The organism is Rasiella sp. SM2506, from assembly GCF_050859505.1.
Classification (GTDB): domain Bacteria; phylum Bacteroidota; class Bacteroidia; order Flavobacteriales; family Flavobacteriaceae; genus Marinirhabdus.
This window is the reverse complement of the sequence record NZ_CP193934.1, coordinates 2,088,043-2,107,707: the sequence shown is the minus strand read 5'-3', so window position 1 is coordinate 2,107,707 and position 19,665 is coordinate 2,088,043. Positions and strand designations below refer to the sequence as shown.

Annotated in this window: 6 protein-coding genes; 1 reads left to right on the top strand and 5 read right to left on the bottom strand. The window is 39.5% G+C overall.

Going from position 1 to position 19,665, the window contains the following annotated elements; all coding sequences use genetic code 11:
- Positions 1-535 precede the first annotated feature (535 nt).
- The 3 genes from ACQ2HF_RS09595 to ACQ2HF_RS09585 are packed head-to-tail and all read right to left on the bottom strand — an operon-like array spanning position 536 to position 12,645.
- Entirely contained in the window at positions 536-2,443 is a 1,908-nt protein-coding gene (locus ACQ2HF_RS09595) for an OmpA family protein (RefSeq protein WP_432410208.1), read from the bottom strand.
- Positions 2,444-2,454: 11 nt separating this feature from the next.
- The gene (locus ACQ2HF_RS09590) at positions 2,455-3,402 is read right to left on the bottom strand and encodes a PorP/SprF family type IX secretion system membrane protein (protein WP_432410207.1); all 948 of its coding nucleotides are present in this window, start codon (positions 3,400-3,402) and stop codon (positions 2,455-2,457) included.
- 48 nt (positions 3,403-3,450) lie between these two features.
- Entirely contained in the window at positions 3,451-12,645 is a 9,195-nt protein-coding gene (locus ACQ2HF_RS09585; RefSeq protein ID WP_432410206.1) for a DUF7507 domain-containing protein, read from the bottom strand.
- A gap of 477 nt (positions 12,646-13,122) precedes the next feature.
- On the opposite strand from ACQ2HF_RS09585, the gene ACQ2HF_RS09580 reads away from it, so the two are divergent.
- Complete coding sequence (locus tag ACQ2HF_RS09580) at positions 13,123-14,733, top strand: peptide chain release factor 3 (RefSeq protein WP_432410205.1); 1,611 nt, start codon at positions 13,123-13,125, stop codon at positions 14,731-14,733.
- Between the two features lie 92 nt (positions 14,734-14,825).
- Here the strand turns inward: ACQ2HF_RS09580 and ACQ2HF_RS09575 are convergent, their stop codons facing one another.
- Together ACQ2HF_RS09575 and rpoC are read right to left on the bottom strand one after the other, a co-directional pair.
- The gene (locus tag ACQ2HF_RS09575; protein WP_432410204.1) at positions 14,826-15,140 is read right to left on the bottom strand and encodes a DUF3467 domain-containing protein; all 315 of its coding nucleotides are present in this window, start codon (positions 15,138-15,140) and stop codon (positions 14,826-14,828) included.
- Positions 15,141-15,319: 179 nt separating this feature from the next.
- Positions 15,320-19,621, bottom strand: coding sequence for a DNA-directed RNA polymerase subunit beta' (gene rpoC, locus ACQ2HF_RS09570; RefSeq protein WP_432410203.1), 4,302 nt, complete (start codon positions 19,619-19,621; stop codon positions 15,320-15,322).
- Positions 19,622-19,665 lie beyond the last annotated feature (44 nt).

The following is a 19,665-nucleotide window of genomic DNA, read 5'->3' as shown; positions in this document are numbered from 1 at the left end:
TTAACCATAGTATTAAACAGCCTATGGAAGGTAGTATAAAATGGTTTTTTCCTATAAATTTTCATCAAAATTACAAGAAATTTACCCCCATCTAAGAAGTAGTAATAGTCGGAATCAGTGTTTAAAGACAGATAAAATACTCGTATTTACGACCAACAGTATTTTCTTTGTAGGAAGAAAAAAAATATAAAATTTAAGGTAGCCTATTCTATATTTAACATATGCATTCCAAATTTGCAAGAATCTTTTTAAAACAATTAAATTGAATTACTATAAAAATGATCTCTTGTATTGCTCAATTTGCATGTTTGTCTTAACAGTACGAAAGTTGGACACATCCCTACTATACTTTTGCATTTATACAGACATAAAATTGATTCATTCAGAATTGCTCTTATGAAGAAGCTCACAGTATGAATAGTTCTTGAGCTGTTAACAACTACTAATATTTTAAAATAATAACTAGATTCTTCTATATTAAAAAAGCACCAATGATATTGGTGCTTTTTTAATAAGTACGCTATAATTTCTGATCTTAGTTTACAATAATAAACATAGAACGTCTATTTAACTGGTGCTCTTCTTCGGTACAAGCTACACCATCTGCACATTTGTTAACCAATTGGTTTTCTCCGTATCCTTTGGCTGTAAGTCTGCTTTTATCTATTCCTTTAGCTACTAACCACTTTAAGGTAGATTGCGCTCTACGCTCACTTAAAATTTCATTGTAACGTTTTGGAGCTCTTGCATCTGTATGCGACTCAATATCAATTTTCAATTCAGGATATACACGCATGGCTGATAAAATTTTGGCCAATTCAATCTCTGCATCTGGACGGATATTAAATCTATCAAAATCAAAATAAATAGGCTGTAAATCTAGACGACACCCTAAATCGTCTGGTGGACATGGGTCCAATGTTTTTAGTGGAATCGGCACTTCAACCACACTCGTTTTATTAGGCGTTTGAATTATTTGCTCGTAAGGTGCATACATTTCCTTAGTACCTCTTACGGCATAGCGTTTTTCACAGTCTGCGGTAAAACTATAGGTTGCTTCTGCACCAACTATAACTTGATCAATCACATTATTTTCTTCATCAAGCAACATTACATTTGCACCAGCAATAGGCGCATTGGTATCGACATCGAACACCACCCCGCTAATGGTTATTTTACAATCCTCATTTACTAGATAAATGTCGTCATTAATACTTCCTTCTTCTCCATCGCGGTTGGAAGATAAAAAGCCGAAACGTTTTTCTTCATTCACAATAAATCCAAAATCATCTTTCGAGCTATTTGCAGGTTCCCCAATGTTCATCACATTTGAAGCTACCCCATTAGCATCTAGTTTGGCCATAAAAATATCGTATCCTCCTAGGCCACCTCTACCATCACTTGAAAAATACAGATTGTTCTTATCGCTTATAAATGGAAAAGATTCTCTTGCTTCCGTATTCACTTCAGGGCCTAGGTTCACAGGGGTACCATATTGGTTGTCGCCAGTGATATCCACATAATAAATATCTGACATTCCAATTCCTCCAGGAATTTCTGAAGAAAAATACAATTTTTTTTCATCCTTGCTTAGCGCTGGATGCGCCATAGAATACTCTTTGTCATTAAACGGAAGTTCAACAACGTTTTCCCATTTTCCATTATCAGACTTTGTTGCTCTGTAGAGTTTTAACTTTATCGTCTTATTTTTGTCTTTCCCTTTTTTCCCATCAATAAAATTATTACGGGTAAAGTACATGGTTTTCCCATCTTTAGTAAAGGTTGGCGTAGATTCATGGTATTTGGTATTCACGTCTCCCTGCAATGAGGTAGCGCTAGTTAACGCTCCATTTTCATCCATGGTGGCTATAAACAAGTCTGTAAAAGGCTGATCGTTCCATTTGGCTATTTTACCACCTTCCGTTGATTTACCAGTAGAAGCGAAAACTACATTATTTTGATAAAAAGACGGTCCAAAATCTGAAGCTGACGTATTAATAGATGCCTTTTTTAATTGAACAATATATTCTAAAAACTCCGTATTAATGGCTTTAAGAATGCCAGGGTCACCACCACGAGCAATATACATATCCATATAACGGGTTGCATTTTCAGAATTATTTATACTCTTATTTGCTTGAGATGCACGATAGAAGTAAACTATCTCTGTTTCTTCTGGAAATTCACTTATAAGTTTGTTATACCATTTTGCAGCATTGCTGTAATCACTATTCCAATAATACGTATCTCCCAAATTCTCGTATATCTGAGCAGATGCATAGCCATCTTCCACTACCTTGATATATATTTCTCTTGCATCTATATATTCATATCGGTCAAAATCTTTATTTGCCTTCTTAACTTTCCCCGTCTGTGCTAAAACATTCAGAGAACTAACAACCACAAATACAACAATACCTAAGTTTAGTAATAATCTTCTCATAATATAAATTTTTAAAAGAATCTTGGTGCTACAACCCTTTCAGGTCTGTTAAATAAATCGAATCTTAGTATTAATTCATACGACCCATCGCTGTAATCTTCTATATCGGTAGTTTGATAATCATATCCGAAGCCTAAGAAAAGACCTTCTGTTGCCTGGAAACCAACTAAACCGCTAATGGCAGCACTCCATCTGTAAGCAGCACCAATAGTGAATTTTTCATGAATTAAAAAGTTAGCCGAAGCATCCCACTGCAATGGAGAACCACTTACTGCCTTTACTAAAGTGGCGGGTTTAAACTTTAGGTTTTCCCCAAGATCAAATACATACCCTGCAATCAAAAAGTAATGTAGCCGCTCTGCTGCAATAGAAGATGAAGCTATATTACTGCCAGAAAGACTGTTTTCGTCAAAATGCTTGGTGGTAAGAAAATTTGGAACCGAAAGTCCAACATAAAATTTATTGGTGTTATAATAAATCCCTGACCCAATTTGTGGTTGTATCTTATTATCTACGTTATTCTGGAATAAAGGATCATTGGGATCGAAGATGTCTAATTTCGAAAAATCTACATCCAATATATCGATACCTGCCTTTACACCAAATGAAATCTCACCTGTTTCTGAAACAGGAATCGAATACGAATAATCTACGTTTATATTCGATTCATTAGCAGGACCAATTTCATCACTTGTGATAGACAAACCTAATCCCATATTATCCAAAGCTCCTATGGGAGAATTAACAGTAAAGGTTCCAGTTTTTGGCGCGCCGTCAAAACCAACCCATTGGGACCTGTACAACAACCCAAAACTTAACACGTCTCTCGATCCAGCATAGGCGGGATTCACAACTTGTGTATTATACATGTATTGTGTATACTGTGGATCTTGTTGTGCTACACTCGATAAAGAAGATAGCATTATCAATATTATAATTGGAATATACGTATGTTTCATAATACTCTATTTTATTCGCAAACAGTTTATAACTCTAGCTTTCTTTAATTATCTATTATTATTTAAATATAAATACCCTGTGTCTTCCAGAAGTTCGCCACTCACTGGATCAACCCGTATTAAAATATAGAAGTAGGTACCGGTAGGTAATTGTTCATCTTTAGAAATGGTTGCTCGTCCGTCTGAGACTCCACTAAAAACTTTTTCGCCTTGTCCATATCCATCAACATCATAAACCTTTACGCCCCATCTGTTAAAAATTTTCAGATTATTGTTAGGGAAGTTTTCGATACCGATAATGGTAAAGAAATCATTTATCCCATCATTGTTTGGAGTTACCCCATTAAAGATTCCAAATTCCGTAGGGAGAACTTGTGGTAATATCACTACAGTAGGATCATCTGGTTCTCCATCTCCATTGTCATCTACATCTGCTGTGTTTAATGGATCATCTGAAGTATCATTCACAATAACACCATTTGCATCTGTACCAGTGGCGGTAGCCTGATTCACAACTTCTCCTGCTTCTAAATCTGCTTCCGTGATTACGTAGCTTGCAGTAAATGTGGTATCATCAAAATCGCCTGGAGCTAGTTCTGCTATAGGCCCTCCTTCTATGGTAAGTCCTGGTAATGGATCATCAATTGTAATATTGAAAATCGTTACAGATCCTGTATTAGTCACTTTGAAACTGTATGAAATGGTTTCACCAACCTGAGTGGCCCCATCTCCATTTTCATCATTCCATTCACCAGTTTTCTCTAAAGAAATCATTGGCATCTGACATAATGTTGTTATCGTTGGCAGGTCATCAGAAAAACTTGTTGGGTGTGACAAGTCAGACACTTGAGTTCCGTCTGGTGCTTCTCCAAAAGCAGTTGCTTGATTTATAACTTCACCAGCGTTTATATCGTCTTGAGTAAATACATAACTAGCGCTATAAACCCACATTTCATTTGCATCTAATAAACCATCGGTATTAGTATCTCCACTATCAGGTCCTGAAATTAGACCTCCCAATAATGGGTCGTCTACTACAATTGCACTTAATGCGTCTGTACCTTGATTTACAACTTTAAATGTGTAGCTAATAGTCTCACCAGGTTCTGAACAACCACTTTGATTTTCATCATTAACTATCCCTTCTTTTGTAATAGCTATGGTGCAACTATTAATCGTTAGCGTTACTGCTGTTCTTGTCAAACTTGAACAAATGCCTCCAGTTGTTTCACCTTCTGCCCAGTAGGTTACTGTACCTACTATATTTAAAGTTGGATTTGCAACTACGTTTCCTGCGGTAGCGGCGTCATACCATACTACTGTCTGACCCGGTGTTGCTGTAATAGCATCGTTCGCATCTAAAGTTTGTAATGGATCTTCCTCACATTCTGTAATGTCACCTGTACTTATCGGCGCATCTGCTGCTGTATCGATGGTTAACGTCACGGCTGTTCTTGTTAAACTTGAACATCCTATCTGATCTGTTACGCCCTCTGCCCAGTACGTTACCGTACCTACTGCATTTAATATTGGATTCGCAACTACGTTTCCTGCGGTAGCGGCATCATACCATACTACACTCTGACCCGGTGTTGCTGTAATAGCATCGTTCGCATCTAAAGTTTGTAATGGATCTTCCTCACATTCTGTAATGTCACCTGTACTTATCGGCGCATCTGCTGCTGTATCGATGGTTAACGTCACGGCTGTTCTTGTTAAACTTGAACATCCTATCTGATCTGTTACGCCCTCTGCCCAGTACGTTACCGTACCTACTGCATTTAATATTGGATTCGCAACTACGTTTCCTGCGGTAGCGGCATCATACCATACTACACTCTGACCCGGTGTTGCTGTAATAGCATCGTTCGCATCTAAAGTTTGTAATGGATCTTCCTCACATTCTGTAATGTCACCTGTACTTATCGGCGCATCTGCTGCTGGGTCGATGGTTAACGTCACGGCTGTTCTTGTTAAGCTTGAACATCCTATCTGATCTGTTACGCCCTCTGCCCAGTACGTTACCGTACCTACTGCATTTAATATTGGATTCGCAACTACGTTTCCTGCGGTAGCGGCATCATACCATACTACACTCTGACCCGGTGTTGCTGTAATAGCATCGTTCGCATCTAAAGTTTGTAATGGATCTTCCTCACATTCTGTAATGTCACCTGTACTTATCGGCGCATCTGCTGCTGTATCGATGGTTAACGTCACGGCTGTTCTTGTTAAACTTGAACATCCTATCTGATCTGTTACGCCCTCTGCCCAGTACGTTACCGTACCTACTGCATTTAATATTGGATTCGCAACTACGTTTCCTGCGGTAGCGGCATCATACCATACTACACTCTGACCCGGTGTTGCTGTAATAGCATCATTCGCATCTAATGTCTGTAATGGATCTTCCTCACATTCTGTAATGTCACCAGTACTTATCGGCGCATCTGCTGCTGGGTCGATGGTTAACGTCACGGCTGTTCTTGTTAAACTTGAACATCCTATCTGATCTGTTACGCCCTCTGCCCAGTACGTTACCGTACCTACTGCATTTAATATTGGATTCGCAACTACGTTTCCTGCGGTAGCGGCATCATACCATACTACACTCTGACCCGGTGTTGCTGTAATAGCATCATTCGCATCTAATGTCTGTAATGGATCTTCCTCACATTCTGTAATGTCACCAGTACTTATCGGCGCATCTGCTGCTGGGTCGATGGTTAACGTCACGGCTGTTCTTGTTAAGCTTGAACATCCTATCTGATCTGTTACGCCCTCTGCCCAGTACGTTACCGTACCTACTGCATTTAATATTGGATTCGCAACTACGTTTCCTGCGGTAGCGGCATCATACCATACTACACTCTGACCCGGTGTTGCTGTAATAGCATCATTCGCATTTAATGTCTGTAATGGATCTTCCTCACATTCTGTAATGTCACCTGTACTAATTGGCGCATCTGCTGCTGGGTTGATTGTAAGCGTTACTGATGTTCTCATTAAACTTGAACAGTCTAACTGATCTGTCACACCTTCTGCCCAGTACGTTACTGAACCTACTATATTTAAAGTCGGTGATTGAACTATATTTCCTAACGTAGCCGCATCGTACCAAACTACTGTCTGACCTTGTGTTGGGGTGATAGCATCATTGGCATCTAATGTTTGTAATGGATCTTCCTCGCATTCAGTAATATCTCCTGTACTAATTGGTGCATCTGCTGCTGGGTTGATTGTAAGCGTTACTGATGTTCTCATTAAGCTTGAACAGTCTAACTGATCTGTCACACCTTCTGCCCAGTACGTTACTGAACCTACTATATTTAAAGTCGGTGATTGAACTATATTTCCTAACGTAGCCGCATCGTACCAAACTACTGTCTGACCTTGTGTTGGGGTGATAGCATCATTGGCATCTAATGTTTGTAATGGATCTTCCTCGCATTCAGTAATATCTCCTGTACTAATTGGTGCATCTGCTGCTGGGTTGATTGTAAGCGTTACTGATGTTCTCATTAAGCTTGAACAGTCTAACTGATCTGTCACACCTTCTGCCCAGTACGTTACTGAACCTACTATATTTAAAGTCGGTGATTGAACTATATTTCCTAACGTAGCTGCATCGTACCAAACTACTGTCTGACCTTGTGTTGGGGTGATAGCATCGTTGGCATCTAATGTTTGTAATGGATCTTCCTCGCATTCAGTAATATCACCTGTACTGATCGGTGCAATCGCTGCTGCGTTAATGGTTAATGTAACCGCTGTTCTTGTAAAACTAACACAGTTAGTTTGATCTCTTAAAGCTTCTGCCCAGTAGGTAATGGTTCCAACGGTACTTAAGGTTGGAAGTCCTACGATTGGCGTAACTGATATTGCTGAATTATACCATACTACAGTTTGACCAGGAGTTGGTGTTATAGCAGCATTTGCATCTAAGGTCTGAATAGGATCTTCCTCGCATTCAGTAATATCACCTGTACTAATTGGTGGTTCTACTTCTGATGGCTCGTCTACCATAACACTATCACTAATTGTACATCCATTGGCATCTGTTACGGTTACTGTATAACTTCCTGCTACCAAACCAGTAGCCGTAGCTGTAGTTTGAACTGGAACTGTATTCCAAGAATAACTGTAGGCTGGAGTTCCACCGGATACTGATGCTGTAGCCGTCCCATCAGATCCACTATTACAACTTGCATCATCTGAACTCATTACTAACACTAAATCTGTAGCCTGACCTATAGTAGCAACTGCTTGCTCTGTACATCCATTGGCATCGGTTACCGTTACTGTATAACTTCCTGCTGCCAAACCAGTAGCCGTAGCTGTAGTTTGAACTGGAACCGTATTCCAAGAATAACTGTAGGCGGGAGTTCCACCGGATGCGGTTACTGTAGCACTTCCAGTAGAAGAACCAAAACAATCGGCATCTGAACTAGCTGTAATAGCTGCCTCTAAATCTGTAGCCTGACCTATAGTAGCAACTGCTTGCTCTGTACATCCATTGGCATCGGTTACCGTTACTGTATAACTTCCTGCTGCCAAACCAGTAGCCGTAGCTGTAGTTTGAACTGGAACTGTATTCCAAGAATAACTGTAGGCGGGAGTTCCACCGGATGCGGTTACTGTAGCACTTCCAGTAGAAGAACCAAAACAATCAGCATCTGAACTAGCTGTAATAGCTGCCTCTAAATCTGTAGCCTGACCTATAGTAGCAACTGCTTGCTCTGTACATCCATTGGCATCGGTTACCGTTACTGTATAACTTCCTGCTGCCAAACCAGTAGCCGTAGCTGTAGTTTGAACTGGAACCGTATTCCAAGAATAACTGTAGGCTGGAGTTCCACCGGATGCGGTTACTGTAGCACTTCCAGTAGAAGAACCAAAACAATCGGCATCTGAACTAGCTGTAATAGCTGCCTCTAAATCTGTAGCCTGACCTATAGTAGCAACTGCTTGCTCTGTACATCCATTGGCATCGGTTACCGTTACTGTATAACTTCCTGCTGCCAAACCAGTAGCCGTAGCTGTAGTTTGAACTGGAACCGTATTCCAAGAATAACTGTAGGCGGGAGTTCCACCGGATGCGGTTACTGTAGCACTTCCAGTAGAAGAACCAAAACAATCGGCATCTGAACTAGCTGTAATAGCTGCCTCTAAATCTGTAGCCTGACCTATAGTAGCAACTGCTTGCTCTGTACATCCATTGGCATCGGTTACCGTTACTGTATAACTTCCTGCTGCCAAACCAGTAGCCGTAGCTGTAGTTTGAACTGGAACCGTATTCCAAGAATAACTGTAGGCTGGAGTTCCACCGGATGCGGTTACTGTAGCACTTCCAGTAGAAGAACCAAAACAATCGGCATCTGAACTAGCTGTAATAGCTGCCTCTAAATCTGTAGCCTGACCTATAGTAGCAACTGCTTGCTCTGTACATCCATTGGCATCGGTTACCGTTACTGTATAACTTCCTGCTGCCAAACCAGTAGCCGTAGCTGTAGTTTGAACTGGAACTGTATTCCAAGAATAACTGTAGGCGGGAGTTCCACCGGATGCGGTTACTGTAGCACTTCCAGTAGAAGAACCAAAACAATCAGCATCTGAACTAGCTGTAATAGCTGCCTCTAAATCTGTAGCCTGATCTATGGTAGCAACTGCTTGCTCTGTACATCCATTGGCATCGGTTACCGTTACTGTATAACTTCCTGCTGCCAAACCAGTAGCCGTAGCTGTAGTTTGAACTGGAACCGTATTCCAAGAATAACTGTAGGCTGGAGTTCCACCGGATGCGGTTACTGTAGCACTTCCAGTAGAAGAACCAAAACAATCGGCATCTGAACTAGCTGTAATAGCTGCCTCTAAATCTGTAGCCTGACCTATAGTAGCAACTGCTTGCTCTGTACATCCATTGGCATCGGTTACCGTTACTGTATAACTTCCTGCTGCCAAACCAGTAGCCGTAGCTGTAGTTTGAACTGGAACTGTATTCCAAGAATAACTGTAGGCGGGAGTTCCACCGGATGCGGTTACTGTAGCACTTCCAGTAGAAGAACCAAAACAATCAGCATCTGAACTAGCTGTAATAGCTGCCTCTAAATCTGTAGCCTGATCTATGGTAGCAACTGCTTGCTCTGTACATCCATTGGCATCGGTTACCGTTACTGTATAACTTCCTGCTGCCAAACCAGTAGCCGTAGCTGTAGTTTGAACTGGAACCGTATTCCAAGAATAACTGTAGGCGGGAGTTCCACCGGATGCGGTTACTGTAGCACTTCCAGTAGAAGAACCAAAACAATCGGCATCTGAACTAGCTGTAATAGCTGCCTCTAAATCTGTAGCCTGACCTATAGTAGCAACTGCTTGCTCTGTACATCCATTGGCATCGGTTACCGTTACTGTATAACTTCCTGCTGCCAAACCAGTAGCCGTAGCTGTAGTTTGAACTGGAACTGTATTCCAAGAATAACTGTAGGCTGGAGTTCCACCGGATGCGGTTACTGTAGCACTTCCAGTAGAAGAACCAAAACAATCGGCATCTGAACTAGCTGTAATAGCTGCCTCTAAATCTGTAGCCTGACCTATAGTAGCAACTGCTTGCTCTGTACATCCATTGGCATCGGTTACCGTTACTGTATAACTTCCTGCTGCCAAACCAGTAGCCGTAGCTGTAGTTTGAACTGGAACCGTATTCCAAGAATAACTGTAGGCGGGAGTTCCACCGGATGCGGTTACTGTAGCACTTCCAGTAGAAGAACCAAAACAATCGGCATCTGAACTAGCTGTAATAGCTGCCTCTAAATCTGTAGCCTGACCTATAGTAGCAACTGCTTGCTCTGTACATCCATTGGCATCGGTTACCGTTACTGTATAACTTCCTGCTGCCAAACCAGTAGCCGTAGCTGTAGTTTGAACTGGAACTGTATTCCAAGAATAACTGTAGGCGGGAGTTCCACCGGATGCGGTTACTGTAGCACTTCCAGTAGAAGAACCAAAACAATCAGCATCTGAACTAGCTGTAATAGCTGCCTCTAAATCTGTAGCCTGACCTATGGTAGCAACTGCTTGCTCTGTACATCCATTGGCATCGGTTACCGTTACTGTATAACTTCCTGCTGCCAAACCAGTAGCCGTAGCTGTAGTTTGAACTGGAACCGTATTCCAAGAATAACTGTAGGCGGGAGTTCCACCGGATGCGGTTACTGTAGCACTTCCAGTAGAAGAACCAAAACAATCGGCATCTGAACTAGCTGTAATAGCTGCCTCTAAATCTGTAGCCTGACCTATAGTAGCAACTGCTTGCTCTGTACATCCATTGGCATCGGTTACCGTTACTGTATAACTTCCTGCTGCCAAACCAGTAGCCGTAGCTGTAGTTTGAACTGGAACCGTATTCCAAGAATAACTGTAGGCGGGAGTTCCACCGGATGCGGTTACTGTAGCACTTCCAGTAGAAGAACCAAAACAATCGGCATCTGAACTAGCTGTAATAGCTGCCTCTAAATCTGTAGCCTGACCTATAGTAGCAACTGCTTGCTCTGTACATCCATTGGCATCGGTTACCGTTACTGTATAACTTCCTGCTGCCAAACCAGTAGCCGTAGCTGTAGTTTGAACTGGAACTGTATTCCAAGAATAACTGTAGGCTGGAGTTCCACCTGATGCGGTTACTGTAGCACTTCCAGTAGAAGAACCAAAACAATCGGCATCTGAACTAGCTGTAATAGCTGCTTCTAAATCTGTAGGCTGATCTATGGTAACACTTTCCGAAGTGGTACATCCATTATCATCGGTTACGAGAACATTATAGGTACCAGCAGTAAGTCCATTCTGGTCTTGAGAGGTTGCATTTAATCCACTACCATTATTTGTAGTCCAAGAATAAGCATAAGGAGGAACGCCTCCAGTGATCGTTAAATTTATTGATCCATCGTTATCTCCAGAGCAAGTAACATTTTCTTTTGTAAAACTCGAATCTAAATCAGAACTCGACAACACCAATGTTGCCACAGGTGAAAAACAATTAGAAGTAGCATTATAAAAGAAAGCATACCAAGTTCCAGGAGGTGTTACCGTTGTATTCGCTAAATGATCTCCTATAACGGTTGGATTTGAATTTGTACTCCATATTAATTCTGCACCAGTAGGAATTGTTTGAGGTAACACATAGTCATTTAAATCTACTGGACTATTTATACAGAAAGATGCATTATCAGTTGACAATTCAGGTGCATTTGCATATCCTTCTAAACTTAATCTTAAACCATCTACTAAGACAACCGATCTACCTGGATTTCCAGTTTGATAAAATACAGTGGCTGTACCTGAATTATTTGTTAAGAATGTGATACAAACATTTTCCCAGTAAGGATCTATTAATGTGTAGCCGTCTGGGTGTTGATCACCATTATTTCCACTAGTTGCATTAGATAATCTAAATGGAAAATCACTTAGAGGATGAATATTTAAATCGTTATGCGTATACGTTAATGGATCGCTTATTACAATACCACCGGAAGATATTCCAAAATTTAAATTTGGAGCAAATTCCTCTACAGTGCCACTATTATTATTACTGCTTATACTTCTATAACGAGGTATTACTGCAATTTCGAAGCATACTTCATAAACGGTATTAGGCACTACTGATATATTCTGACTAATAGCTTCATTTTGAAATGAGAAAATCGCAAATCCTCCTCCATCTAATGTAGACTGCTGAATTAAGCCGGGAGTTTCAATATTAGCATTACTAGTAGAATATGAAATATATTGTCCTTCGGAATAATCAACCGTACCAACATCATTCCAACAATCATAGGCAACGTTTGCACCATATACGCTTCCATCAACCCCCACTTTTTCTCCACCCCAATCAGCAGTAAAGGTAACATCTTCATACAAGAAAGAACCACAACTAATGAGATTACAAGAACCTATAGCCATTCTATTTTGAATACCTTTCTGGCCTTTAAATCCATTATTTTTATTGTATTGAATAGCTCTCTTCTTCAATTTTGAATTATAAGCTTCAATCTCTTCTTTGCTGAAATTATCTGAAGTTGTCCAATAATCAGACTCTTCTATAATTCCATTGCCGTTTCTATCAATGACGCCACCAGACGGGTCGATATTTACAACTTGTGCATGGCCAACTCCTATTGAACCTGCAATGAATAGCCCCATCAATAGCGCCCATCTAATAACGAAAATACTGCGTAATTTTGTCGTCATAATACTATAATTAAATTCTTATGTATGTCTTAAACGTAAGTATTCATTTACTAAATAAATACGTTTCGGAATTCCAACTTAAACTTTTTGTTAAATTTGTTTTGAAGCACATGTCAAAAATTTTGACAGTACTATAATCTTGTGGGGAAGTCATCACGTAAAAAAAGATATTTTTTAAAAAAAATACGCTTTTCTGTTTGTAATGATGGTGTAAATGTACGTAGGAATAAATGTTAAAAAATTCAAAAAATCATATTTTAGTTGAAAGTTCAGTTTTTTTCGACAAAATGCATATAATCACTGATTTTTTGTAAGAAAAGTGTGTAATATATATACGTATATATACGTATATAATTCAATTTCAACACCTTCTGTCAACTCATTTTGTAAGAAAAAACTAAGAGATTTCTCACAAGAATAACCTCTTTTAATTCATCCTAACAACGCTTATCTTTGCTAATAATTAAAAAAAAAAATATGTCGTTAACGCGCGAAATTAATCGCAGAAAAACCTTTGGTATTATTTCGCATCCCGATGCCGGTAAAACTACGCTCACCGAAAAATTACTCCTTTTTGGAGGTGCTATTCAAGAAGCCGGTGCTGTAAAAAGTAATAAAATAAAAAAAGGAGCGACCAGCGATTTTATGGAAATTGAACGCCAGCGTGGAATTTCGGTAGCAACTTCAGTACTGGCTTTTGAATATGATGGAACCAAAATTAATATTTTAGACACGCCTGGTCACAAAGATTTTGCTGAAGACACCTTTAGAACACTCACCGCAGTAGATAGCGTTATCGTAGTGATAGATGTAGCCAAAGGGGTAGAAGAACAAACTGAAAAGCTGGTTGAAGTATGTCGTATGCGAAATATTCCAATAATTGTTTTTATAAATAAAATGGATCGGGAAGGTAAAGATACCTTTGGATTATTGGATGAAATTGAACAAAAATTAAAATTGCATATTACCCCGCTTTCCTTTCCTATTGGAATGGGCTATGACTTTAAAGGAATTTATAATATCTGGGAGAAAAATGTAAACCTTTTTAGTGGTGATAGCAGAAAAAATATTGAAGAAACCATAGAAATTGAAGATATAGCCAACCCTGAATTGGACAGCCTTATAGGCGAAAAAGCTGCGAAAGAATTGAGGGAAGAATTAGAATTGGTCTATGAAGTCTATCCAGATTTTAATAGAGATGAATATTTGGCAGGAGAATTACAACCTGTATTCTTTGGCTCAGCCCTTAATAACTTTGGCGTTCGTGAGCTACTGGATTGCTTTGTTGAAATTGCCCCAAAACCAAGACCTAAAGAAAGTGATACCCGATTGGTAAAACCCGAAGAAAAGGAATTTTCTGGTTTTGTTTTTAAGATCCACGCGAATATGGATCCCAAACACCGCGATAGGCTAGCCTTCGTTAAAATAGTCTCGGGTACCTTTGAAAGAAATACCCCTTATCTCCATGTTCGAAACGGGAAAAAGCTAAAATTTTCTAGCCCTAATGCCTTTTTTGCTGAAAAGAAACAAATAGTAGACGTCTCCTATCCTGGCGATATTGTAGGATTACACGATACTGGAAACTTCAAAATTGGTGATACCCTAACCGAAGGTGAAGAAATGCACTACAGAGGGATTCCAAGCTTTTCACCAGAACATTTTAAATATATCAACAATGCAGACCCCATGAAAAGCAAACAACTTGAAAAAGGGGTTGACCAATTAATGGACGAAGGTGTCGCACAATTATTTACTCTAGAATTAAATGGTCGTAAAGTAATAGGCACCGTAGGAGCTCTTCAGTTTGAAGTAATACAATACAGGTTAGAACATGAATATGGAGCCAAATGCATCTACGAAAACCTGAATGTACATAAAGCGTGTTGGGTACAACCAAAAGACCCTAAAAGTGATGAGTTTGCCGATTTTAAAAGAGTAAAATCTAAGTTCCTTGCCAAGGATAAACGTGGGCAACTAGTATTTTTTGCAGACAGTGCCTTTACATTGCAAATGACGCAAAGTAAATATCCAAATATTAAGTTTCACTTTGTAAGTGAGTTTGATGCTGCAGCAACCTTTAAGGCTTAGTTGGCAGCAAGCAAAATAAAAAGTCCTTGATTCAAAAATTGAATCAAGGACTTTTTTACTCTTTACTGCAACTGTAAACTGCTTACATACAATTAAGCCTCTCCTGTAGGACCAAAATTAATTGGCATAGCAGCTTGCTGATAATCTTTTATCTCACCGTGTTGCTTCTCAAATCTAGACACATTATCGTGCATTGCTTTCAAAAAGCGCTTTGCGTGTTGGGGTGTTAATACGATTCTAGACTTTACTTTACTTTTTGGCACTCCTGGCATAATGCTTACAAAATCTACCACGAATTCACTTTGTGAGTGATTAATGATGGCGAGATTGCTATAAATCCCTTGCGCTATATCTTGGTCTAGTTCTATATTTATCTGTCCTTGTTTAGGTTTTTTGTTGTCTTCCATGCTTGTTTTTTTATTACGATTGCTTCGCAACCTCTATTGATTATTAATATTAAAAACAAAATCCCGTGAGGTTGTGTCACGGGATTTTTGATATTTCTAGTAACAAGATTCCGACCTGCGTCGGGATAAGTTCGCTATAACTGTTCTCTATCGCTTCGCTTAGAAAACAGGATGCTCACTTAGTTGTAGTTTACCTCTTGTTTCTCCTTAGTCATTTCTTCGAATTCTTCTTTTGAGCCTACGATAATAGTATCATAACGTCTCATACCTGTACCGGCTGGGATTCTATGACCTACAATAACGTTCTCTTTCAATCCTTCTAAGTGATCCACTTTACCGCTTACTGCAGCTTCGTTTAATACTTTAGTAGTTTCCTGGAACGATGCCGCAGAAATAAATGACTTGGTCTGTAACGATGCTCTCGTAATACCTTGCAGTATTGGAGTTGCTGTAGAATTTACAGCATCACGTGCTTCTACCAACGTTTTATCGGTACGACGTAGGATAGAGTTCTCATCACGTAAATCACGTGGTGAAATAATCTGTCCTTCCTTCAGGTTTTCAGAATCTCCAGCGCTCACAACAACCTTCATTCCAAAAATCTTATCGTTTTCTTCAATAAAGTCGTATTTGTGTGCCAATTGGTTTTCTAGGAATGTTGTATCTCCCGGATCTACAATTCTCACTTTACGCATCATTTGTCTTACAACAACTTCAAAGTGCTTATCGTTAATCTTCACCCCTTGCAAACGGTATACTTCCTGAACTTCGTTCACTAAGTATTGCTGTACTGCAGATGGGCCTTTAATACGTAAGATATCTTCTGGTGTGATAGAACCATCAGAAAGTGGCATACCAGCACGAACGTAATCGTTCTCCTGTACCAAAATCTGGTTACTCAATTTCACCAAGTATTTCTTGATTTCACCAAGCTTAGACTCTACGATAATTTCACGGTTTCCACGCTTAATTTTTCCGAAGGAAACAACACCATCAATCTCACTTACTACAGCAGGATTAGACGGGTTACGCGCTTCAAATAATTCGGTTACACGTGGAAGACCTCCTGTAATATCACCTGATTTCGCAGACTTACGAGGAATCTTCACCAAGACTTTACCAATCTTAATTTTCTCACCATCATCCACACTAATTAAGGCTCCTACTGGTAGGTTATAAGAACGAATTACTTCGTCTTTCTTACCAAGAATTTGAAGTGTTGGTATCTTCTTCTTATCTCTGGATTCGGTAATTACTTTTTCCTGGAAACCTGTTTGTTCGTCAATTTCCACTGCAAATGTAATACCCTGTTCGATGTTCTCGTACTTGATCTTACCAGCAAATTCTGAAATAATTACACCGTTATAGGGATCCCAGCTACAAACTACATCATCTTTCTCCAGTTTCTCACCATCTTTTACAAAAATGGTTGAACCGTAAGGGATTACGTTTGTACTTAGGGTAATTCCTGTTTTTACATCTACCAATTTCAGTTCAGAAGTACGAGAAATTACGATATCTACCGTTTTTCCTTCGTTGTCTTCACCTTTAACTGTTTTCAAATCTTCGATTTCGGCTTTACCGTTAAATTTCACAGTAAGCTTATTTTCTTCTGAAATGTTACCTGCAATACCACCCACGTGGAAGGTACGCAATGTTAACTGAGTTCCAGGCTCTCCAATAGATTGTGCAGCAACAACACCAACAGCTTCACCTCTTTGTACCATTTTATTGGTAGCAAGGTTACGGCCGTAACATTGTGAACAGACACCTTTTTTCGCTTCGCACGTTAATGCAGAACGAACTTCAACTCTTTCAATTGGGGATGCATTAATAGTTTTTGCAATGGCTTCCGTAATGTGATCTCCTGAATGAACAAGAACTTCCTTGGTCAATGGATTGATAACATCGTTTAATGAAGTACGACCTACGATACGAGCACCTAAGTTCTCTACCACTTCTTCGTTCTTCTTTAATGCTGAAACTTCAATACCTCTTAGGGTACCACAATCTTCAGTATTGATAATTACATCTTGCGATACATCTACCAATCTACGAGTTAAGTATCCTGCATCTGCCGTTTTTAAGGCGGTATCTGCAAGTCCTTTACGTGCACCGTGTGTTGAGATAAAGTATTCTAAAATTGAAAGTCCTTCCTTAAAGTTAGAAAGAATTGGGTTTTCAATAATTTCACCTCCACCACTATTCGATTTCTTCGGCTTGGCCATTAAACCACGCATTCCTGTAAGCTGGCGAATCTGTTCTTTAGATCCACGTGCTCCAGAATCAAGCATCATATACACCGAGTTAAATCCTTGCTGGTCTTCGCGAATACGCTTCATAGACAATTCAGTCAATTCGGCATTCGTTGCAGTCCAAATATCAATTACCTGGTTGTAACGCTCGTTGTTGGTAATAAGACCCATATTATAGTTTCCTACAATAGCGTCTACCTGAGCATTGGCACTATCGATCATAGATTGTTTCTCTGGTGGAATAATAATATCCCCTAAGCTAAATGACAATCCGCCTTCAAATGCAAATTTATATCCAAGACCTTTAATTTCGTCCAAGAATGCTGCCGTTACTGGTACGCTGGTTGCAGCTAAAATATCCCCAATAATATCACGTAATGATTTCTTGGTTAATACTGCATTAATGTACCCTGCTGCTTCCGGTACTTGTTCGTTGAAAATTACACGCCCAAGAGTGGTTGTGATAATTTGCATGGTCAAGTTTCCGTTCTCGTCAAAATCTTTTGTTCTTATTTTTATTTCAGCATTCAAGTCTACTTGCTTTTCGTTGTAAGCAATGATCGCTTCCTCTGCTGAATAGAATGTTAAACCTTCTCCAATTACTTTTACTTCTGGAGTAGACTTTCTCAATTTGGTCATATAATACAGACCCAATACCATATCCTGAGATGGTACCGCTACCGGGCTACCATTTGCAGGGTTGAGGATATTGTGAGATGCCAACATTAATAACTGACATTCCAAAATTGCTTCTGGACCTAATGGAAGGTGTACCGCCATCTGGTCACCATCAAAATCGGCGTTAAATGCCGTACATACCAATGGGTGTAACTGGATTGCTTTTCCTTCAATTAATTTTGGTTGAAAAGCTTGAATTCCCAGTCTGTGCAAAGTAGGAGCACGGTTAAGCATCACTGGGTGTCCTTTAAGAACATTTTCCAGAATATCCCAAACCACAGGCTCTTTTTTGTCTATAATTTTCTTTGCAGATTTTACTGTTTTTACAATTCCTCTTTCAATTAGTTTTCTAATTACGAAAGGCTTGTAAAGCTCTGCTGCCATATCCTTAGGGATACCACATTCAAATAATTTTAATTCAGGTCCAACAACAATTACTGAACGTGCACTATAATCCACACGCTTACCCAATAAGTTTTGACGGAAACGTCCTTGCTTCCCTTTCAATGAATCTGAAAGTGATTTCAACGGACGGTTACTATCGGTTTTTACTGCTGAAGATTTACGCGTGTTGTCAAACAATGAATCTACAGATTCTTGCAACATACGTTTCTCATTACGTAAAATTACCTCTGGTGCTTTAATTTCCATCAAACGCTTCAAACGGTTGTTACGGATAATAACACGACGGTATAGATCGTTCAAATCTGAGGTTGCAAAACGACCCCCATCTAGCGGCACCAACGGACGTAATTCTGGTGGAATTACTGGTACCACCTTCATAATCATCCACTCTGGATTATTTTCACGGTTTTTATTGGCATCACGTAAGGCTTCAACTACTTGAAGACGCTTTAATGCTTCCGTTTTACGTTGCTTCGATGTTTCGTTGTTTGCTTTGTGACGTAATTCAAAAGACAAAGTATCTAAGTCGATACGTTGTAACAATTCAATTAAACACTCGGCTCCCATTTTTGCGATAAACTTATTAGGATCTTTATCGTCCAAGTATAAGTTTTCTTGTGGAAGACTGTCTAAAATAGTTAGGTATTCTTCTTCAGTTAGGAAGTCCATTTTTTGAACTGGCTCTCCTTCTTCATTCTTTGCAATACCTGGTTGTATTACTACGTATCTTTCGTAGTAAATTATCATGTCTAACTTCTTTGAAGGAAGTCCTAGCAAATAACCTATTTTGTTTGGTAAACTTCTAAAGTACCAGATGTGAGCTACAGGAACCACCAAGTTGATGTGTCCCACACGGTCACGACGTACTTTTTTCTCCGTTACCTCTACTCCACAACGGTCACAAACAATACCCTTATAACGGATACGCTTGTACTTTCCACAGGCACATTCATAATCCTTTACAGGACCAAAAATACGCTCACAGAACAAACCGTCACGCTCTGGTTTGTGCGTACGGTAGTTAATTGTTTCTGGTTTTAACACCTCTCCACGAGACTCTGCCAAAATAGATTCTGGCGATGCCAAACCGATAGAAATTTTACTAAATTTCTTTTGTTGTTGTTCGTTATTATTTCTTGCCATAATGCTTTTATCAGTAATTCAGTATTCAGTAAATCAGTATTCAG